This window comes from Kitasatospora kazusensis (assembly GCF_039529945.1).
GTDB classification, from domain to species: Bacteria; Actinomycetota; Actinomycetes; order Streptomycetales; family Streptomycetaceae; genus Kitasatospora; species Kitasatospora kazusensis.
Genome location: NZ_BAAANT010000022.1, coordinates 37,966 through 57,838 on the forward strand (window position 1 = coordinate 37,966; position 19,873 = coordinate 57,838).

Genomic DNA, 19,873 nt, shown 5'->3' on the forward strand with positions numbered 1-19,873 from the left:
TCGGTGCGTCGACGGACGGTCAGACCACGTAGCCCGGCGTGAAGGCCGCCGGCAGCGCCACCAGCGCCCGCACCCAGGCGGACGGCCGCCAGACCAGCGCGTGCTCGGCCACCGCGAGCCGCAGGTCGGGCAGCCGGTCGAGCAGCACCTCGATCGCCGTGGTGGCGATCACCTCGGCGGACTCCTGGGCCGGGAAGGGGCAGCTGTGCGGGCCGTACGAGAAGCTCAGATAGGCCCGGTTGCCCTCGGCCGGGGTGCCGTCCTCCTGACGGACCGACGGATCCGCGTTGGCCCCGGCGATCCCGAGCAGCAGCAGGTCGCCCTCGGCGATCAGCTGCCCGCCGAGCCGGGTGTCGCGGGTCGCCCAGCGGCCCGCGAAGATCTGCGTCGGAGTGTCCTCCCAGAGCGCCTCGGAGAGTGCCTGGCTGATACTCCGCCGGCCGCCGGAGAGCGAGGCGGCGAACCGCTCGTCGGTCAGCATCAGCCGCAGCGCGTTGGCGATCCAGTACGCGCACGGCTGGTGGCCGGCGATCAGCATCACGCGCATGTCGCGCATGACCTCCTCGTCGGTCAGCCCGGCCGCGTGCGCGAGCAGCCGCGAGGTGATGTCCGGCCCCGGCCGCTCGCGCTTCTCGCGGACCAGCCTGAGCATGATGTCCAGCAGCTGCTGCGCGCCCGCCTGGGCGTCCGCGCCGCCGTCCAGCATCGCCAGCAGGCCCCGGATCAGCGGCGGGGCCTCGTCCTCGCCCAGGCCGAACAGGCGGCAGAGCACCAGCAGCGGCATCCGGTGCGCGTACTCGGCCACCAGATCCGCCTCGCCCCGCCCGGAGAACTCGTCGATCAGCCGGTCGGCGATCTCCTCGCAGTGCTTCTTCAGCTCGTACGGATCGACGGCGGCCAGCGCGTCGGTGACCGCACCCTTGCGGCGCTGGTGCTCCTCGCCCTCGGCGTAGATGATCGACGGCACCGGTGCCATCATCGGCTTGAGCGGCCAGTCCGCCGGGATCCGGGGCCAGAGGTTCCACCGGGTGGAGTCCCGGCCGAAGAGCTTCGGCTGGCCGGTCATCAGCTGCAACTCGCGGTAGCCGATCACCAGCCAGGCCGGGACGCCCCCGGCCAACTCGACCTTGGCGACCGGGCCGTGCGCCGCCCGCAGCTCCTGGTACAGCTGCCCCGGGTCGGTCTGGAAGCGCGGGCCGTACAGCGGGGTCGCCCCCGAGTGCGCGGGGCAGCCCGGCGGCGGGGTGTTCGCGGGCTCGGTCACGGGGTCGTCTCCTGTTCGCCTGCGGGTGCTTCGCGTGCCTCGCGTGCTGCGGGTGCCTCAGCCGCTGCGGGTGCCTCTGCTTCGGCTGGTCCGGGTGCGGCGGCCGCGTGGGCCGCTTCGGCGAGCCGCTGGAGGTGCCGGACCAGCTCGATCAGCACCCGCTTGCCCGACTCCCGGTCCCGGGCGTCGCAGTCCACCAGCGGGACGCCGTCCGAGAGGTCGAGCGCCGCACGCACCTGCGACAGGCTGTGCTCCGGCGCCCCGAAGTTGTTGCGGGCCACCACGAACGGGGTGCCGTGGTGCTCCAGGCGGTCGATCGCGTACCAGGAGTCCTCCAGCCGGCGGGTGTCCACCAGCACGACCGCGCCCAGGGCGCCGCTGAACAGGCGGTCCCAGAGGAACCAGAAGCGCTCCTGGCCCGGCGCACCGAAGAGGTAGAGCACGTTCCGGTCACCGAGGGTGATCCGCCCGAAGTCGAAGGCCACCGTGGTCGAGCGCTTGCCCCAGGCCCCGGAAGGGTCGTCGATGCCCTCGCCCGCCACGGTCATCGTCTCCTCGGTGGCGAGCGGCCGGATCTCGCTCACCGCGCCGACCAGGGTGGTCTTGCCCACCCCGAAGCCGCCCACCACCACGACCTTCAGGCCGTTGTCGGCGGTGCTCCGCAGCGGCGTCCGCCGACCGGTCGGCTCGGAAGAAGGCCCGGAAGAAGGCCCGAGAGACGGCCCGGGAGGTGGCCCGACGGGTAACTCCCCCGACAGCACGACCGGGTCAGAGCTGGTGGAGACCATGCAGCACCTGCTTCAGCATGTCGAGGTCGGGCAGCCGGGCCTTGGCCGGGGCGAAGCGCGGGTGCCGCGCCGTCACCCGCCCGGCCTCCAGCAGGTCGCCCAACAGGATCTTGACCACGCTCACGGGCAGCGCGAGACCCGCCGCTATCTCCACCACGGCGACCGGGTCGGCGCACATCCGCAGGATCCGGGCGTGCTCGGACTGCATGCCGGGCTCCGGCTGCTGCTCCGCGACGATCAGGGTGACCAGGTCGAAGGCGTGCTCCGGCGGGCGGCTGCGACCCCGGGTGACGGTGTAGAGGCGGTCCGGGTCCTCGTCCCGGCCCGGCCGGGCCGGCTGCGCGCTCATGCCGGCGCCGGGGCGTCGATCCGGTCGTCCTCGAACGCGTCGGCCCCGCGCGGCGGCGCGCTCAGCAGGACGCCGATCTGCTCGATCAGCCCGTACATGTTGTGGCCGACCACGCCCACGTCGGCGTCCTCGTCCGTCACCACCGCGAGGTGCGCGCCCTCACCGGCCGCGACGATGCACAGGATGCCGCCGTGGAACTCGGTCATCGACTGCCGTACCCCGCCCGTCCGGTCGCCGAACTCGATCGACGCGCCGTGCGCGAGGCTCTGCATGCCGGAGGAGATCGCCGCCAGCTGGTCCGCCTGATCCGTGCCCAGACCGGCCGTGTGACAGAGCTTGAGGCCGTCGGCCGAGAGCACCAGGGCGTGCCGGGCGCCCGGCGTCGCGGTCAGCAGGTTCTCCAACAGCCAGTCGAGATCACGGTCGGTGCTGCTGCTCATCAGGACTCATCCTTCGGGAGAGCGTCGGTGGTGGCGGGCCCCGGCTGGAGGGACCTGCGGAAGGCGCCGAACCGCCCCGCCGCGACGGCGGCGTCGGTCCGTACGGGTTGGGCAGGTTGGGCAGGTTGGGCAGGTTGGGCGGGGACGGCGGACGGCCCGGTGGCCGAAGCGGTCCGGGAGGAGGCGAGCGTCTGCCCGCGACGGCGCTGCGGCAGGCCGTCGGCCGCGGGGCCCGGCCCGGCACGGAGGGGTTCCGGCGCAGGGCGGGCCTGCTCCGCGCGGCCGGCCTCCCGGGCTGCCGCACCGGCCGTCGGGCCGCCTTGCCGTGCCTCGGCGGGCGAGGCGGGCGAGGCGGCGAGCGCCCCGTGCGGAGCCGGGGCCGGGCGGGTGACCAACTGCTCCGGGATCAGCATCACCACGCCGGTGCCGCCCCGGGCGGACGGCCGGAAGGAGATCGACAGACCGTGCTTACGGGCCAGCGAACCGACCACCGCCAGCCCGATCCGGGTGCCCGCCGACAGCGTGGTGAGGTCCAGCGGTTCGGGCGAGACCGCCCGCTCGGCCCGGCGCAGCCAGCTCTCGCTCAGCCCCAGCCCGCCGTCCTCGACGGTGATCACCAGCCCCGAGTGCACCTCCTCGACGTAGACGTGCACCTCGGCCGGCGGCGCCGAGAAGTTGGCGGCATTGTCGAGGAGTTCGGCCAGCGCGTGCATCACGCCCTCGGCCGCGTACCCTGCGACGGCCGCCGTGCTCGCCGAGTGCAGCCGTACCCGCTGGTACGCGCCGATCCGGCCGAGCGCGCCGCGCAGGATGCTCTCCACCGCGATCGGCTTGGTCCAGCGGCGGCCCGAGCGGGCGCCGGTGAGCACCGCGATGCTGTCGGCCATCCGGCCCGCCTGCGCGGTGGCGTGGTCCAGGTTCAGCAGGTCGCCGAGGACGTCCTCGCCGTGCCGGTGCTGCATGTCGCGCAGCTCCGCGTGCATGCTGGTGGCCAGTGCCTGCACCCGGCCGGCCGCCGTGGCACAGACCGCGAGCGCGGCGGCGCGCTGCCGCTCGCCCCGGCCGATCTCCTCGGCGACCGTCCGCAGCAGCCCGGTGTGCGCGGCCGCCGGGTACCCGGCCAGCACGGTGTCCGCCGAGGAGCCGGCCCGCAGCCGCTGGACCACCTCCGGCAGGGTCTCGGCGGAGAGCCGCCGCAGTTCCTCGCGTTCGACCCGGGCCGTCTCGGCGAGCCCGCCCAGCCGGGTGGCCTCGGCCTCGCTCACGGCCAGGGCCGTCCGGGTGGTCGCCAGGTCCGCGTTCGCGCCGTACGCCTCGGCCTCGGCGGTGGCGAGTGCGGCCCGCAGGGTGGCCGCGGCGGAGTGTGTCGCGGCCAGGTCCGCGCGCAGCTCTCGGACCTGCCCGCCGGTCTGCACCAACTCGTCCCGGGCGGTGCGCAGTTCACCCCCGGCTCGGGCGGCGTGAGCGGCCTGCCAGGAGGCCAGCAGCACCAGGGCGCACCACAGTGGCAGCGCCCCGCCGACGGTGGCCGCCACGGCCGCCCGGTGGGCGGCGGGGGCCTGCGAGACGGCGGCCGCGCCCGCACCCCCGCCGACCAGGATCCCGGCCGCGGCCCACCAGGCGGCCCTGGCGTTCGGGCGTCGATCGGCCCCGGCTAAGGGGCGGGCGAGAACTCTCATCAGTCTGATCCTCAGGCCGGCGACAGCGTCGGACAGGCGACAGCGCACACCGCCTGGAACGCGCAGCCGAGCACGCTCCAGGCCTTTGACCAGTACACGCGGTCAGCAGATCATATCCATTCACTTCCCTTACTCAAGGGGAGAGTTGACGATCCGTCGCCGTTCTTCACGCTCCGCACACCCCTGCGCAACCCGCCGGGCGGCCCCGCTCAGGCAGCCCGGGACGGCAGGGTCCGCTCGACGGCAGCCCCGGCCGCCGCGAGGTCCACCCCGGACTCACGCAGCACCCGTACCCCGATCCCGCCGCCTTCACGCAGCACCCCCAGCAACAGGTGCCCCACCTCGATCCGGCCGCCGCCACCGCCGGCGGCCGCCCGGACCGCCAGCGCCAGCACCTGCTTCGCCCGGGGGGTGAACCTGACCGCCCCCTTCCGCCGCCGTCCGGGCGGCCCGGCCGGGGCGTCCAGCGCGCCCGCGCCGAAGGTCGCCTCCACCGCCTCACGGACGGCCTCCAGGTCGACCCCGATCGCCGCGAGGGCGGCTTCGTCCACCTGCGGGTGCGGGGCGCCGAGCAGCCTCGCCACCACCCCGCGCGCCGTGACCACGTCCAGCCCGGCGTCGATCAACAGAGCCGCCGCCGGGTCGTCGGGCTGCCCGAGGATGCCGAGCAGCAGGTGTTCCGTACCGATGTGGTCGTGCCGCAGCCGCCGCGCCTCCTCCCGTCCGAGGACCACCGACCGCCGCGCCCCTTCGCTGAACCGCTCGAACATCGTCAGTCCTCTCCCGCTCCGAAGCCCCGCCGGGCGTACTTCTTGTGGACGGCCTGCCGGCTGACGCCGAGACAGACCGCGATCTCCTGCCAGGACCAGCCCTGGCCTCGCGCGTTCCCGACCTGGAGATCCTCCAGCCGGTCCGCCAGATCCCGCAGTGCCCGCACGGCCCTCAGCCCCACGGACGGGTCACGACTGCTCGCGTCTGCCGCGAGCTGCTTGGTCTCGCTCATACTGTCAACTTAGGTTGACATCCCGCACCTGTCAACCAAAGTTGACGGATGCGGGATACCCGGGCAGCCGACAGGGGCTTACTCGACCGGCAGCCCCGCCTCCCGCGCCAGCACGCCGAGCGCCCGGCCCAGCGCCTCCCGCTCGGCCGGCGCCAGCGAGGCGGTGAGTTCGTCGTCCAGCCCGTGCGCCAGGGCCGCGCACTCCGCGAGCAGCGCCCGGCCCGCATCGGTGAGCACCAAGGCCTGCCGCCGCCGGTCGGCCGGATCGCGCACCCGCTGCAGTGCGCCCATCCCCTCCAGCTGGTCGGCCAGGCTCACCACCAGGCTGGGCGCGACCCCCATGACGCGGGCGAGCTCCAGCTGGGAGGAGGCCGCGCCCGCGCTCAGTGTGGCGAGCAGCCCGAGGTGCTTGGGCTTGAGACCACGGCCTTCGACCAGCTCGGTGAAGCGCGTGGTGACGACCGCACCGACGGTGCCGAGGCGGAAGGCCAGCGAGGAGGTCAGCAGCGGGGGGTTGACGTCATTCATGAGCACGATGATATCGTCTCTCAAATCATTCATAGCTCGAACGATTTGAGGACTGACTCAATGGTTCAGCGCACCGCTCCGCTCCCCCGCGCCCTGCTGATCGCCAACGTCGGGGGCGCCCTGCTCTCGGTCGGCTCCAGCATCGCCGGCCTCCTCGACCCCGGGCTCGCGCTCGCCCACGGCAGCGCGGTCACCGCCGGAGTCGACTTCTACGCGCAGGCGTACGCGGCCCGCGCCGTACCGCTCGGCGCCGCGCTGGTCCAGCAGCTGCTGTTCGGCCGGACCAGCCGCGCGCTCACTCCGCTGCTGCTGGTCTCCGGGGTCGTGCAACTCGCCGACGCCGCGATCGGCCTGACGGCCCACAACCCCGGCATGGTCGTCGGCGGCAGCGCGCTGGCCGTCCTCCACCTCGCCACGGCCGCCCGGCTGACCCGCACCGAAGCCCGGATGGCGCCGTCATGCTGAGCGACACCCTCGCCTTCCTGCTGGAACTCGCCGTCTACGCCGCCGTCGGCCACTACGGCTGGACGCGTCACCACTGGACCGCGGGGGTGGGGCTGGTCCTCGTGTTCGCCGCGGCCTGGGGGGTGCTCGGCGCCCCGAGCGCCACGATCCCGCTGCACGGGCCGGGCCGCGCCGTCCTGGAGATCCTCTGGTACGGGGGCGGCGCGGGCGCCCTGGTCCTGGCCGGACGGCCCCGCACGGCGGTCGTGTTCGTCCTGCTCTACCTGCTCTCCACCGCGATCCAGCACCTCTGACCGCCGTGTCCCACGTCGCGTCACGCCTCCCGGTCCCAAAACGAAGGGCGGGTGGCCGGCGAATCGCCGACCACCCGCCCTGACAAGCTACTTGTCAGCTGCAGCCGCTGGTGGAGCCGCAGCCCTCGCAGAGGTAGCAGCTGCCGGCGCGGCGCATCTTGGTGCCGCAGGAGAAGCAGAGCGGGGCGTCGGCGTTCAGGCCGAGCTGGATCTCCATCAGTTCGGTGGAGTTGTGGGCCTGGGCCGGGGCGGCCTTCGGCTTCTCGGGGACCGGCTGGACGACGGGCTTGGCCGCGAGCGGGGCCGACTGGGCCAGGCTCTCGGTGTCCATCTCCTCGGCCTCGATCGGCTCGTAGGAACCGGTGTCGAGGTGACGCTCACGCTCCTCGACCGAGTGGATGCCGAGCGCGGAGCGGGTCTCGAACGGCAGGAAGTCGAGCGCCAGGCGGCGGAAGATGTAGTCGACGATCGACTGCGCCATCCGCACGTCCGGGTCGTCCGTCAGGCCGGCCGGCTCGAAGCGCATGTTGGTGAACTTCGAGACGTACGTCTCCAGCGGGACGCCGTACTGCATGCCGACCGAGACGGCGATCGAGAAGGCGTCCATCATGCCCGCGAGGGTCGAACCCTGCTTGGACATCTTCAGGAAGACCTCGCCGAGGCCGTCGTCCGGGTAGGAGTTGGCCGTCATGTAGCCCTCGGCGCCACCGACCGTGAAGGAGGTGGTGATGCCCGGGCGGCCCTTGGGGAGGCGCTTGCGGACCGGGCGGTACTCGACGACCTTCTCGACGACCGGCGCGGCCTTCTCCACCACGGCGGCGGCCGGGGTCTTGGTCTTGGCCGAGAGCGGCTGGCCGACCTTGCAGTTGTCGCGGTAGATCGCGAGCGCCTTGACGCCGAGCTTCCACGCCTCGAAGTAGATCTCCTCGATCTCGTCGACGGTGGCGGCCTCCGGCATGTTCACCGTCTTGGAGATGGCACCGGAGATCCAGGGCTGGATCGCGGCCATCATCCGCACGTGGCCCATCGCGGAGATGACCCGCTCGCCCATCGCGCAGTCGAACACCTCGTAGTGCGCGGGCTTCAGGCCCGGCGCGCCGACGACGTTGCCGTGCTCGGCGATGTGGGCGACGACCGCCTCGATCTGCTCGTCCTGGTAGCCGAGGCGCTTCAGGGCGCGCGGCACGGTGCCGTTGACGATCTGCATCGAGCCGCCGCCGACGAGCTTCTTGAACTTCACCAGCGCGAGGTCGGGCTCGACGCCGGTGGTGTCGCAGTCCATCATCAGGCCGATGGTGCCGGTCGGGGCGAGCACCGAGGCCTGCGCGTTGCGGAAGCCGTGCTGCGCGCCGAGCCGGAGCACGTCGCCCCAGGTCTCGGTGGCGGCGGTCCACACCGGGGCGTCCAACTCGTCCACCGGGGTGGCGGCGGCGTTGGCGTCCGCGTGCTGCTTCATGACCCGCTGGTGCGGCTCGGCGTTGCGGGCGTAGCCGTCGTACGGGCCGACCACGCCGGCCAGCTCGGCGCCGCGGCGGTAGGCGGTGCCGGTCATCAGCGAGGTGATGGCACCGGCGAGCGCCCGGCCGCCCTCGGAGTCGTACGCGTGGCCGGTGGCCATCAGCAGCGCGCCGAGGTTGGCGTAGCCGATGCCCAGCTGGCGGTAGGCGCGGGTGGTCTCGCCGATCTTCTCGGTCGGGAAGTCGGCGAAGCAGATCGAGATGTCCATCGCGGTGATGACCAGCTCGACGACCTTGGCGAAGGTCGCGGCGTCGAACGAGTCGTCGTCCTTCAGGAACTTCATCAGGTTCAGCGAGGCGAGGTTGCAGCTGGAGTTGTCCAGGTGCATGTACTCGGAGCAGGGGTTGGACGCGTTGATGCGGCCGGACTCCGGGCAGGTGTGCCAGTGGTTGATCGTGTCGTCGTACTGGATGCCCGGGTCGGCGCAGGCCCAGGCGGCCTCGGCCATCTTCCGGAAGAGCTTCTTCGCGTCAATGGTCTCGATGACCTCGCCGGTCATCCGGGCCCGCAGGCCGAACTCGGTGCCGTGCTCGACCGCGTTCATGAACTCGTCCGAGACCCGGACGGAGTTGTTGGCGTTCTGGTACTGCACGGAGGCGATGTCGTCGCCGCCCAGGTCCATGTCGAAGCCCGCGTCGCGCAGCGCGCGGATCTTCTCCTCCTCCTTCACCTTGGTCTCGATGAAGGCCTCGACGTCCGGGTGGTCCACGTCCAGCACGACCATCTTGGCCGCGCGGCGGGTGGCGCCGCCCGACTTGATCGTCCCGGCGGACGCGTCGGCGCCGCGCATGAAGGAGACCGGGCCGGAGGCGTTGCCGCCGGAGCTGAGCAGCTCCTTGGAGGAGCGGATCCGGGAGAGGTTCAGGCCGGCACCGGAGCCGCCCTTGAAGATCATGCCCTCTTCCTTGTACCAGTCGAGGATCGACTCCATGGAGTCGTCGACGGCCAGGATGAAGCAGGCGCTGACCTGCTGGGGCTGCTTGGTGCCGACGTTGAACCAGACCGGCGAGTTGAAGCTGAAGACCTGGTGGAGGAGGGCGTGGGTCAGCTCGTGCTCGAAGACCTCGGCGTCGTCCGGGGTGGTGAAGTACCCGTTCTTCTCACCGGCCGCACGGTAGGTGAGCACCACCCGGTCGATGATCTGCTTGAGGCTCCACTCGCGCTGCGGGGTGCCGACCGCGCCGCGGAAGTACTTCGAGGTGACGATGTTCACCGCGTTGACCGACCAGAAGTCGGGGAACTCGACGCCGCGCTGCTCGAAGTTGATCGAGCCGTCACGCCAGTTGGTCATGACGACGTCGCGCCGCTCCCAGCTGACCTGGTCGTACGGGTGGACGCCAGGAGTGGTGTAGATGCGCTCGATCCGCAGACCGCCCTTGGGAGCCTTGCCGGCCCCCTTCGCAGCCTTGTCGGACTTCGACCCGCGTGCGGAACCGCTCGTGGTATCTGTCACTTCGTACTCCTCCTGGGCAAACCCCTCAGCACCCCGCTTCGCTCGGGGTACTGCGTTGGTGGCTGTGCGTACGGCCCCAGATGTCGGCCATAACGCACGATATGTGGTGTTTATGCCCTGTTTTCGGGCACGCGTGGGCCCTGTCGGGCCGGTGGTGCGGTGCTACCCGCCCGTCAGGGCGCGGCGGCGGGGACGGGCACGCCGGCGCCGTCCGCCGCAGGGAGAGGCCGCACGGCGCGGAGTTCCGCGATAGCGGCCTCGAAAGCTTCGAGATCGTCGAAGGCCCGGTACACCGAGGCGAACCTCAGGTAGGCGACGACGTCCAGGTCACGCAGCGGGCCGAGTATGGCCAGCCCCACGTCGTGGGTGGAGAGCTCGGCACTGCCGCTGGCCCGCACGCACTCCTCGACCCGCTGGCCGAGCTTGGCGAGCGCGTCCTCGGTGACCGGGCGGCCCTGGCAGGCCTTGCGGACGCCGGAGATCACCTTCTCCCTGGAAAACGGCTCCGTCACGCCACTGCGCTTGATGACCATCAGCGTTGCCGTCTCCACCGTGGTGAAGCGGCGACCGCAGTCAGGGCACTGGCGGCGGCGGCGGATCGAACTGCCGTCGTCGCTGGCACGACTGTCCACAACACGACTGTCCGGATGCCGACAGAAGGGGCAGTGCACCTTGGAGACTCCCTACACGGCAGCATGACTTCGGACCCAGGCCAGCCTACCGGACACAGCATGTAGGGCCCAAACCGGCACTCTGCCACTAGATGTGCGATCAGCGGGGGGCGCCACGCGGGGCGAGTCGAAAAATTCGCAGCCCGTGAATAGACTCTGTCGATCGAACATTTAATCGATCTACACCCAAAGCCTTGATCGAGTCAGCCGACTCCGAAATAATTCACTCGAACGTGTGTTTGGCGCAACCTTTCGATAGGCGTGCCAGTTGAGTGGAACAAGGGAGAACGCCTGTCTATCGAGGGGCAGCCAGTGAACACCGTAGAAACCAAGAGCAACTCCATCCCGGTGCAGGAGCGTCCCGCGCGCACCATGGACCAGCAGAGCGTGGACCACAGCATGAGCCGCAGCGAAGACCACCGCCTGGCCGGCGGCGCCCTGAACGCCTCGGGCCGCCTCCCGGACCAGCCGATCGAGCACGCCGCCGCCCTGGACGGAGCGCTCGGCCAGGCCGCCCCCGCCCGCTCGCTCCCGGGCCGCCCGCCCGGCATCCGCACCGACGAGGCCGGGCTGACCGAGCGCCAGCGCCGCGTCATCGAGGTCATCAGGGACTCCGTCCAGCGCCGGGGTTACCCGCCGAGCATGCGCGAGATCGGCCAGGCCGTCGGCCTGTCCAGCACCTCGTCCGTGGCGCACCAGCTGATGGCCCTGGAGCGCAAGGGCTTCCTCCGCCGCGACCCGCACCGCCCCCGCGCGTACGAGGTCCGCGGCGTCGAGGTCACCCGCCCGAACACCGCCGAGGCCGCCGGCCGCCCCTCGACCTCGTACGTGCCGCTGGTCGGCCGGATCGCCGCCGGCGGCCCGATCCTGGCCGAGCAGACGGTCGAGGACGTCTTCCCGCTCCCCCGCCAACTCGTCGGCGAGGGCGAGCTGTTCGCACTCACCGTGCAGGGCGACTCGATGATCCAGGCCGCGATCTGCGACGGCGACTGGGTCACCGTCCGCCGCCAGCCGGTCGCCGAGAACGGTGACATCGTCGCGGCGATGATCGACGGCGAGGCCACCGTCAAGCGCCTCAAGCGCGAGGACGGCAAGATCTGGCTGATGCCGCACAACCCGGCCTACGAGCCCATCCCGGGCGACAACGCCACCATCCTGGGCAAGGTCGTCGCGGTCCTCCGTCGCCTCTAGCTCTGGCCTCGCGGCACACGGGCAAGCACAGCAGGGGCGCGGGGAACTGCGCGAAATCGGAAGAGCACGGCGCTGTACTGCTCCCCCGGAGCGCAAGTTGCACCATCCCGCCGTACAGACGACGAGGTGCAACGTGCCCACCGGGCCTGGCAGACCGTCCGTGCCCTTCCGATTTCGCGCAGTTCTCCCCCAGCCTCCGGCCGGGAGGTACCCCCACGCGCCCCTGCGGGTTCGCCGCCTGCGCAGCTACCCCCGCTTGGCGACCGGCCGCACCGCAGGTGCCGCCGCGTCGATCGCGGCGAGGGAGCGGCGGATCTGGTTGCGGTCGTTGGTGTACCAGAAGTCCGGCATCGAGGACCGGAAGAAGCCGCCGTACCGGGCCGTGGCGAGGCGGGGGTCGAGCACCGCCACCACACCCCGGTCGTCGCCCGCCCGGACCAGCCGGCCGGCGCCCTGGGCCATCAGCAGCGCCGCGTGCGTCGCCGCCACCGCCATGAAGCCGTTGCCGCCGGCCTCCTCGACCGCCTTCTGGCGGGCACTCATCAGCGGGTCGTCGGGGCGCGGGAACGGGATCCGGTCCATCACCACCAACTGGCAGGCCGAGCCCGGCACATCGACGCCCTGCCAGAGCGAGAGCGTGCCGAACAGGCAGGTCTCGGGGTCGGAGGCGAACTCGCGGATCAGCTCGCCGAGGGTGTCCTCGCCCTGGAGCAGGATCCGGTTGTCCAGGCGCTCGCGCAGCACCTCGGCGGCCTTCTGGGCGGCCCGCATCGAGGAGAACAGCCCGAGCGTGCGCCCGCCGGCCGCGCCGATCAGGTCCGCCAGCTCGTCCAGCATCTCGGGCCGGTCCGGCTCCCGGCCGGGCGGCGGCAGGTGCTTGGCGACGTAGAGGATGCCCTGCTTGGGGTAGGCGAACGGTGAGCCGACGTCGATCCCGCGCCAGTACGGCGGGGCGTCCTCGCCCTCCTCGACGGCGGGCTCGTCCGCACTGCGCAGGTCCGGCAGCCGGCCCTCGCCGGGGAGGCCGACCGAGGCGGCCACGCCGTTGAAGTCGCCGCCCAGCTTGAGCGTGGCGCTGGTCAGGACGACCGAGCGTTCCTTGTAGAGGTTCTCCCGCAGCAGTCCGGCGACGTTCAGCGGCGCGACCCGCAGCGAGGCGGTGCCGGGCCCGAAGCGGTCGCTGCGCTCGATCCAGACCACGTCGTAGGCCGACTCCGAGAGCAGCCGGTCCGCCGTCTCGTGCAGCTGCTCGGCCGAGGCCATCGCCTGCTTGCGCACGGCGTCCTCGTCGGTCAGCGCCTTGTCGCGGGTCTCGCCGAGCGAGGTGATCACCAGCCGGGCGGCGTCCCGGATCGCCGCCACCGCGTAGGCGAGGTACTCGGGCAGCTCCTCGACCCGCCCGGGCTGCGCCGTCTCCATCAGGCCGTGGTAGCTCTCGGCGGCCGCCTGGAGAGCGTCCACCGCCTTCTCGTTGGCCAGCCTGGCGGCGCGCTTGACCGCCCGGTTGACCGCGCCGACCGTCAGCTCGGCGGTGGCCGCGCCGGTGACGCGGTTGACCAGCTCGTGCGCCTCGTCGACGATCAGCATCGCGTGCTCGGGCAGCACGGGGGCGCCCTCGATCGCGTCGATCGCCAGCATCGCGTGGTTGGTCACCACCACGTCGGCCAGTTTGGCCCGCTCGCGGGCCTGCTCGGCGAAGCACTCCTGCCCGTAGGCGCACTTGCTCGCGCCCAGGCACTCCTTGGAGGTGACGGAGAGCTGCGCCCAGGCCTTGTCGGAGACGCCGGGCGAGAGGTCGTCGCGGTCCCCCGTCTCGGTCTCGCCGGCCCACTCGCGCAGCCGCAGGACGTCCTTGCCGAGCTTGCCGGTCGGGCCGCCGAGCGCGTCGACCGGGTCGAACAGGCCCTCGCCCTCGTCACTCGGGGTGCCCTCGTTGGCGCGGTGCAGGCAGAGGTAGTTGGAGCGGCCCTTGAGCATCGCGAACAGCGGGCGGCGGCGCAGCACGGGGTGCAGCGCGTCCACCGTACGCGGCAAGTCCCGCTCGACCAGCTGGCGTTGCAGGGCGAGGGTGGCGGTGGCCACCACCACCCGGTCGCCATGGGCGAGAGCGGGCACCAGGTAGGCGAGGGACTTGCCGGTGCCGGTGCCGGCCTGGACGAGCAGGTGCTCGCCGGCCTCGACCGCGTCGGAGACGGCCTCGGCCATCCTGACCTGGCCGGGACGCTCGACGCCGCCGACGGCGAGGACGGCGGCGTGCAGCAGCTCGGGGAGCTGCGCCCGTGGGACGGCCTCCGGCACCTCGGGTGCGCCGGGCAGGGGCTGGGGTTCGGAGTCGTTCGTCATGACCCTCCCACCCTACGGCGCCGCACTGACAATCCGGTCCGCCCGGGCGGCTCGCGCGCTCGGGCCGCCGGGGTGCAGGGCGTTGTCCACCTGGCCGTGCACCGCCGCGAACGGGCGCTCGGCGCGGTCCCGGTAGCCGTCCAGCAGCAGCCGGTTGCGGTTGAGGCAGAGCCGGTCGATCCGGGGCGTGAAGAGGTCGAAGAGCTCGAAGCGCTCGGCCAGCTCGGGGAAGCGCCGCTGGTAGGCCATGATCCGCTCGCGCAGCAGCGTCCAGAACTCCTCCTCGGGCACGCCCAGCTGCTCCTCGGCCAGTGGCGCCAGGAAGCGGTAGACGCCGATGAACAGCCCGGCGTGCAGGTACTGGTTGAGCGCCTGCGGCGGTTTGCGCGGCAGGACGCGGGCGGCCTCGGCCGGCAGGCCGGCCAGTTCGGGCAGCTCCCGGTCGCTGACGTTGACGTCGTCCACGAAGTCCTTGACCGCCAGCCGGACGGGCCGGTCCTGCTCGTCGAAGACCACGATCGCGTTCTCGCCGTGCGGCGAGAAGACCGTGCCGTAGCGGTACAGGAAGTGCAGCAGCGGCGGCATCATCACCGCGAAGAGCCGGCGCAGCCAGTCCCGGGCCGGCAGCCCGGAGCGGGCCACCAGCTCGGCGACCAGGGCGCGCCCGTCGGAGCCGGTCTGCAGCAGGGAGGCCAGCGTGCGGGCGCGCTCGCCGGGCTCCAGGTACCGGCCGAGCGGCTCGCGCCAGATCGCGCCGAGCAGTTCCTTGTACTGGTACGGCACCTCGGGCAGCTCGCCGTAGAGCGGGTGCTCGACGGTCACCGAGGCGATCTCGCCGAGCAGGATCACCCGGCACTCGTCGCGCAGGAAGGGGTCGCCGTCGCGCAGCCCGTGGATCCAGGCGGTGACGGCGGGCGCGGCGCGGGCCAGCTCGGTCGGCAGGCCGCGCCAGACCAGGGTGTTGAGGATGGAGAGCGGCAGTTTGACGGTGCAGCGGTCCGGGCGGCTGAGGTTGAAGAAGCTGCGGATGGACTGCTGGGGCAGCCTCAGGTCTCCGTCGCTGGGCAGCGGCACGATGTCGCCGGAGGCGATCCAGGGGGCGAAGAGCGGCACGACGATCTCGTCCCACTGCCAGGGGTGCACGGGCAGCAGCAGGTACTCGTCGGCCCGGTCGCCGAGCAGCGCGCGGAAGGGCTCCAGGGTGTCCAGTTCCCGGGCGTACAGCTGGGGGTCGCCCCGGTACTCGGCGAGCGAGCGGTGCACGGCCAGCCAGGGCAGGCGCTGCGGGGTGCGGGCCTCGGGCGCCCAGTCGGCGGTGTCCCGGGCCGAGAGGCCGAGCCGGCCCTTGTTGGGGACGATCCAGGGGTGGCCGCTCTGCCGGCCCTCCAGCTCCACGTGCCCGAGGCAGGCCAGCTCGGCGGCGGTCAGTTCGGTGGCGAGCTGGTGGGCGTCGGCGAGCAGGGTGGCGGTGAGTTCGCGCAGCAGGTGTCCGAGGGTGTCGCCGGAGAGGCCGAGCGCGTGCCGGGCGTACTGGACGAAGCGCAGCGGGTCCGCGTCCGGGTCGGCGGAGCAGCGGACGGAGGCCGGGTCGACCCGCCAGCTGCCGTACGCGCCCCGGCGGGCGGTGAAGCGGTAGTCGGCTCCGGGCAGGGCCAGCAGGTATCCGTCGGCGTCGGCCACCGGCGTGATCAGCTCCTCGTACGCGAACTCGCCGAGCGTCTTGGCCAGCATCGCCCGGCGGGCCCGCTGCCAGTGCTCGGAGGTGAGCTGCGGTGGCAGGTGGAGCTGGTCAGCGGGTGGCTGTTGCGGCACGGTTCCCCTCCTGGGGTCGTGGGAGGACGGCGGTGGGGGCGGGGGCGGCGAAGCTGGTCCAGGCGGTGCGGGCGGGCAGCTCGTGGACGGTGCGGCCGGCGACGGCGTTCAGGATGACGGCGGCGCGGTGGGCGCCGAGCCCGAGGTCGGGGGTGCCGACGCCGTGGCTGTGCAGTTCGGCGTTCTGGACGTAGAGACCGCCGGTGAGCTGCGGGCGGGTGGCGACCCGGTGGTCCAGGTCGACCCGGTAGCGGCCGTGCTCGTCCCAGTCGATCAGCTCGGCGATCGGGTCGAGGGCGGCCGGGCGGACGGCGCGGTAGCCGGTGGCGAGGACGACGGCGTCGGTGCGGACGACGTGTTCGGCGCCGGAGTCGGTGTGCCGGCAGCTGAGCTCGAAGCCGCCGCAGGGCCCGGCGAGCGCCTCGGTGACGGCCGTGCCCGGCATGATCTCGACCGGGTCGGCGTCGACCGGGCGGCCGACCGTCCGCTCGTAGAGGTGGTCGTGGATCTCGGCGAGGGTCTCGGCGCTGGCGGCCTTGTGCAGCTGCCACTGGGCGGCGACCAGCTGGTCGCGGACCTCGGCGGGCAGGGTGTGGAAGTAGCGGGTGTAGTCGGGGGTGAAGTGCTCCAGGCCGAGCTTGGAGTACTCCATCGGGGCGAGCGCCCTCGTCCGGGTCAGCCAGCGCAGCCGGGTGCCGTCGGCGCCCCTGGTGCGCAGCAGGTCGAGGAAGACCTCGGCGCCGGACTGGCCGGAGCCGACGACGGTGATGTCGCGGGCGCCGTCGAGGGTGCGGCGGCGGTCCAGGTAGTGCGCGGAGTGCCAGACGGCGGGGTGTCCGCGCAGGGCGGCGAACGGCTCCGGGTGGACGGGGCTGGTGCCGGTGCCGAGGACGACGTTGCGGGCCCAGACCTCGCCGCCGGTGGTGTCGGCCCGGAAGAGCTCGTGCTCGGCGGACCAGTGCAGTGCGGTGACGGCGGTGCCGAAGCGGCAGTTGACCAGCCGTTCGGCGGCCCAGCGGCAGTAGTGGTCGTACTCGCGCCGGGGCAGCTGGAAGCGCTCGGCGAAGTAGAAGGGGAACAGCCGCCCCTGGTCGCGCAGGTAGTTGAGGAAGGACCAGGGGTTGGTCGGGTCGACCAGCGAGACCAGGTCGGCGAGGAACGGGACCTGCATCCGCGCGCCGTCGACCAGCATCCCCGGGTGCCAGCGGAACTCCGCTCTGGCCTCGCAGAAGAGCGCGTCGAGGCCGCCGACCTGGTCGGCCAGTGCGGCCAGGGACAGGTTGAACGGGCCGATGCCGACACCGAGGAGGTCGTGGGGGTCGGGCTGCGGGTTGTCCATGCCGTCCAGTTCTCGGGAGGTTCGGGTGTGGGGCGCGGCGGCGGGCCGTCGGCGTCAGCGGCAGCGGGTCATCAGGGCCGCGCGCTTGTCGGGCAGGTCGAGTTCGGCGGTGAGGTCGAAGCCGGCGGTGCGGAACGCCCGGACCGACGCCGTGTTGCGGACGTCGGGCTCGGCGACCACCCGGCCGTCGGCGGGCCCGGTGTGCAGGATCCGTTCGGCGAGGGCGGCCAGCAGGGTGCTGCCGAGGCCGCGGCCGCGGGTGGCGGCCGGGCCGAGCAGCAGGTGGACGCCGGTGTCGTGCGGCCGGGCGGGGTAGTACCGGGCGAGCGGGTCGAGGTCGGCCCGGTAGATCTCCCAGTAGCTCATCGGGGTGCCGTCCAGCAGGCCGAGGCACGGCAGGCTGTGCCCGTCGCCGTCGAGGAGCCCGCGCAGGTGCCGCTCGGTGGTGGCGGGCGGCCCGGCCAGGTGCCAGAAGGCCGCGACCGCCGGGTCGTTCATCCACTCGGCCAGCAGCGGCAGGTCGGCCGGGAGCCGGACGGGGCGCAGCTCGAACACCCCGGCGGCGGTCGCCATCGTGCCCGGGCCCGCCGGGGTCACGGCGCGGCCAGCGGGTTGGGGATGTCGACGTAGACCGACTGCCCGGCGACCGGGCCGACCAGTTCGTCCATGCCGTTCAGCCGGGTCAGCAGGTTCGCCTTGCAGTGCAGGGTCGGCGACCCCAGTAGGAGGCCCGGCAGGGCCGAGCCGGTGGCGGCCGCGTCGGGGCCGGCCAGGAAGCGGCGCAGCGCGGCGAGCAGCACCCGCTCGTCGGCGAGCCCCTGCGAGCCGAACGCGCCGATCAGCCCGAGGACGTGGTTGATGGCGAGGTAGTAGGCGAAGTGCTTGTCGATCACGTGGTCGTCGACGAAGGTGTCGCTGGCCCGGCCGATCCCCGGGAGCCGGGCGTCCAGCCGGGCGGCGTGCGAGTCGCGGAAGTAGTAGCCCTGGTTGTCCCGGTAGCGGCCGCCGACCGGCCAGCCCGCCGCGTCCAGCAGTACCAGGCTGTTCTGCTGGTGGGCCTCCAGGGCGATGCCGGCCCGGCCGTCGAGCCAGAGCACCGGGAGCACCATGGCGTCCAGGTAGCGCAGGAACCACTCGGCGGCGACGGTCCGCTGCGGGCGCCCGCAGCGGGCGGACAGTGTCCGCAGGACGTCGCCGAGCTGCGAGTCCAGGCGCTCGAACGGCCGCTCGGCGACCAGCCCGGCGACGCAGAACACCCGCTCGTCCGGCCCGAAGGGCTGCTGCCGCAGGACGGCGTCCAGCCCGTTCGGGTCGCCGAGTCCGGGCAGGTCGACGCCGATCCAGGCCGGGTCGCGGACGATGTCGAAGCCGGGGTGGGCGGCGCGCCACTGGGCGCCGAGGCCGCTCTCCAGCAGCCGGTGCACCTCGACGCCCCGGTGCAGCTCCTTGCGCAGGTTCTCCCGACGGGAGTTGGTGATCCGCAGGCCGAGCGAGAGCTTGAGCATCCAGGGGGTGCCGGGGCGGCAGACCGTGCGGACGGAGGAGGTGGGGTGCCAGGGCTCGCCCTGCGGGCCGAGGTCGCGCAGCCGTCCGGCCGCGAGCAGTTCGGCGACGGCGGGGCGCAGGGCGAGCTCGCGGGCCTGCCAGGGGTGCAGCGGCAGGGCGGCGGTGCCGGGCGGCAACAGGCCCGGGTCGCCGAGGAGTTGCCCGGTCAGCTGGTCGGCGTCCAGGCCGGCCGCCGAGTCGGCGGCGAGCAGTTCGCGGTCCACGGCGTACCAGTGCAGGCGGAAGGAGCCGTGCAGTTCGGGCGAGTACGCCGCGCTCTGCGCGGGGCCGAGGCCGTCCCGGCTCTTCGGGGTCGGGTGCAGCGGGTGTCCGAGCAGCAGGGCCTGCTCGGCCCGCAGGAAGGGCCAGTCGGTCGGCTCCTGGGCGCGGCGGCGGTAGGCGAGCACGTCGGCGGTGCGGACCACCGAGTCGGCGACCCGGGCCGCGAGGTCGGCGATCCGGCCCGGGTCGGGGCGCTCGGCGGCGGCGCTGGCGACCAGGGCGGCGATGGTGACGGCGTCGACCGGGGCGTCCGCCCGGCCGTCGGCTCCCAGCAGGGTGACCTGGCCGAAGCGGTGCCAGCCGCAGGGCGACCAGTGCCGGACGGGCACGGCGAGCCGCGCGGCGCCGCCCAGCACCGGGATCAGCAGCTGCCCGTCGGCGGCGGGCCGGGCGCCGGTCTCCCGTACCCAGCAGCGCAGCAGGCTCTCCACCCCGGCCTGCTCGGCCGCCACGGCCGGGTCCGGATGGAGCAGTTGGTCCGTCGGCCCGGGTCGGTGCGGCTGCTGCGGGAGGGCGGGCGGGGCTCCGGTGAGGGCGGTGCTCAAGGCTGCTCCTTGGGGCGCGTGGGGCTGCGGGCGCTGGGAGTCGGGCGTACGGGCACCGGCCCGGTACGCGACAGGCAGGAGGCTCCGCCAGTAGGCCCGCCAGGCAGCACCTCAGGGGCGCGGGGCGCTGGGGTGCCGGCGCCGCACCCCTGAGTGGGACGTGGGCCCCCGGGCTCTCCTGGTGGATGTTCCAAGGGTTACCTACGCCCGGGTGGTGATCACAAGATCAGCTCACTCGTTGTGGTGAATACCGCTGGATCACCCACCCGTTGGAGTGATCGGCCCGGTCCGCGGCCTGCCGGTGAGCACCCGTCAGGGCCGGGCGGACGGGCATGGGAGACTCGAAGCCGTCCACGCGCACGCCT

The 19,873-nt window shown here is 73.0% G+C and carries 18 protein-coding genes; 3 read left to right on the top strand and 15 right to left on the bottom strand.

The window, feature by feature from the left end:
• Nucleotides 1–19: 19 nt before the first annotated feature.
• From ABD330_RS19285 to ABD330_RS19320, 8 genes are all read right to left on the bottom strand, one after another.
• Nucleotides 20–1,264, bottom strand: coding sequence for a cytochrome P450 (locus tag ABD330_RS19285; protein ID WP_344466698.1), 1,245 nt, complete (start codon nucleotides 1,262–1,264; stop codon nucleotides 20–22).
• Nucleotides 1,261–2,052: a GTP-binding protein gene (locus ABD330_RS19290; protein WP_425555579.1), complete on the bottom strand. Its 792-nt coding sequence runs from the start codon at nucleotides 2,050–2,052 to the stop codon at nucleotides 1,261–1,263. The genes ABD330_RS19285 and ABD330_RS19290 overlap by 4 nt, the downstream gene beginning before the upstream one ends.
• Nucleotides 2,033–2,401 carry a DUF742 domain-containing protein gene (locus tag ABD330_RS19295; RefSeq protein ID WP_344466700.1) on the bottom strand — a complete coding sequence of 123 codons (369 nt, stop codon included), beginning with the start codon at nucleotides 2,399–2,401 and terminating at the stop codon, nucleotides 2,033–2,035. Before ABD330_RS19295 ends, ABD330_RS19290 begins: the two co-directional genes overlap by 20 nt.
• A complete protein-coding gene (locus tag ABD330_RS19300) occupies nucleotides 2,398–2,841 on the bottom strand; it encodes a roadblock/LC7 domain-containing protein (protein WP_344466701.1) in 444 nt (147 codons plus the stop codon). The genes ABD330_RS19295 and ABD330_RS19300 overlap by 4 nt, the downstream gene beginning before the upstream one ends.
• Nucleotides 2,841–4,520, bottom strand: a complete 1,680-nt coding sequence (locus ABD330_RS19305; protein ID WP_344466703.1) for a sensor histidine kinase — start codon at nucleotides 4,518–4,520, stop codon at nucleotides 2,841–2,843. The genes ABD330_RS19300 and ABD330_RS19305 overlap by 1 nt, the downstream gene beginning before the upstream one ends.
• 209 nt (nucleotides 4,521–4,729) lie before the next feature.
• Complete coding sequence (locus ABD330_RS19310; protein ID WP_344466705.1) at nucleotides 4,730–5,290, bottom strand: Clp protease N-terminal domain-containing protein; 561 nt, start codon at nucleotides 5,288–5,290, stop codon at nucleotides 4,730–4,732.
• A 2-nt stretch (nucleotides 5,291–5,292) separates the two neighbouring features.
• Nucleotides 5,293–5,523: an RNA polymerase subunit sigma-70 gene (locus ABD330_RS19315; protein ID WP_280716125.1), complete on the bottom strand. Its 231-nt coding sequence runs from the start codon at nucleotides 5,521–5,523 to the stop codon at nucleotides 5,293–5,295.
• Between the two features lie 78 nt (nucleotides 5,524–5,601).
• Nucleotides 5,602–6,051, bottom strand: a complete 450-nt coding sequence (locus tag ABD330_RS19320) for a MarR family winged helix-turn-helix transcriptional regulator (RefSeq protein ID WP_344466709.1) — start codon at nucleotides 6,049–6,051, stop codon at nucleotides 5,602–5,604.
• Nucleotides 6,052–6,111: 60 nt separating this feature from the next.
• Here ABD330_RS19320 and ABD330_RS19325 point away from each other — a divergent pair, with 60 nt between their 5' ends.
• Nucleotides 6,112–6,516: a hypothetical protein gene (locus tag ABD330_RS19325; RefSeq protein ID WP_344466711.1), complete on the top strand. Its 405-nt coding sequence runs from the start codon at nucleotides 6,112–6,114 to the stop codon at nucleotides 6,514–6,516.
• Nucleotides 6,510–6,809, top strand: a complete 300-nt coding sequence (locus tag ABD330_RS19330; protein WP_344466713.1) for a YrdB family protein — start codon at nucleotides 6,510–6,512, stop codon at nucleotides 6,807–6,809. Before ABD330_RS19325 ends, ABD330_RS19330 begins: the two co-directional genes overlap by 7 nt.
• Nucleotides 6,810–6,903: 94 nt before the next feature.
• Here the strand turns inward: ABD330_RS19330 and ABD330_RS19335 are convergent, their stop codons facing one another.
• Both ABD330_RS19335 and nrdR read right to left on the bottom strand, forming a co-directional pair.
• Nucleotides 6,904–9,780 carry a vitamin B12-dependent ribonucleotide reductase gene (locus ABD330_RS19335; protein ID WP_344466715.1) on the bottom strand — a complete coding sequence of 959 codons (2,877 nt, stop codon included), beginning with the start codon at nucleotides 9,778–9,780 and terminating at the stop codon, nucleotides 6,904–6,906.
• Between the two features lie 173 nt (nucleotides 9,781–9,953).
• Nucleotides 9,954–10,451 (bottom strand): transcriptional regulator NrdR, encoded by a 498-nt coding sequence (gene nrdR / locus ABD330_RS19340; RefSeq protein WP_344466718.1) that lies wholly within the window; start codon nucleotides 10,449–10,451, stop codon nucleotides 9,954–9,956.
• Nucleotides 10,452–10,763: 312 nt separating this feature from the next.
• Here nrdR and lexA point away from each other — a divergent pair, with 312 nt between their 5' ends.
• A complete protein-coding gene (gene lexA / locus ABD330_RS19345; RefSeq protein ID WP_425555580.1) occupies nucleotides 10,764–11,642 on the top strand; it encodes a transcriptional repressor LexA in 879 nt (292 codons plus the stop codon).
• Between the two features lie 246 nt (nucleotides 11,643–11,888).
• Here lexA and ABD330_RS19350 read toward each other — a convergent pair whose 3' ends face one another.
• The 5 genes from ABD330_RS19350 to ABD330_RS19370 are packed head-to-tail and all read right to left on the bottom strand — an operon-like array spanning nucleotide 11,889 to nucleotide 19,508.
• Complete coding sequence (locus ABD330_RS19350) at nucleotides 11,889–13,985, bottom strand: ATP-dependent DNA helicase (RefSeq protein ID WP_344466720.1); 2,097 nt, start codon at nucleotides 13,983–13,985, stop codon at nucleotides 11,889–11,891.
• 12 nt (nucleotides 13,986–13,997) lie between these two features.
• Nucleotides 13,998–15,716 (bottom strand): IucA/IucC family protein, encoded by a 1,719-nt coding sequence (locus ABD330_RS19355; RefSeq protein WP_344466789.1) that lies wholly within the window; start codon nucleotides 15,714–15,716, stop codon nucleotides 13,998–14,000.
• Between the two features lie 58 nt (nucleotides 15,717–15,774).
• Entirely contained in the window at nucleotides 15,775–17,136 is a 1,362-nt protein-coding gene (locus ABD330_RS19360) for a lysine N(6)-hydroxylase/L-ornithine N(5)-oxygenase family protein (RefSeq protein ID WP_344466722.1), read from the bottom strand.
• Nucleotides 17,137–17,190: 54 nt separating this feature from the next.
• Complete coding sequence (locus tag ABD330_RS19365; RefSeq protein WP_344466791.1) at nucleotides 17,191–17,838, bottom strand: GNAT family N-acetyltransferase; 648 nt, start codon at nucleotides 17,836–17,838, stop codon at nucleotides 17,191–17,193.
• Nucleotides 17,730–19,508: an IucA/IucC family protein gene (locus ABD330_RS19370; RefSeq protein WP_344466724.1), complete on the bottom strand. Its 1,779-nt coding sequence runs from the start codon at nucleotides 19,506–19,508 to the stop codon at nucleotides 17,730–17,732. The genes ABD330_RS19365 and ABD330_RS19370 overlap by 109 nt, the downstream gene beginning before the upstream one ends.
• Nucleotides 19,509–19,873: the final 365 nt, after the last annotated feature.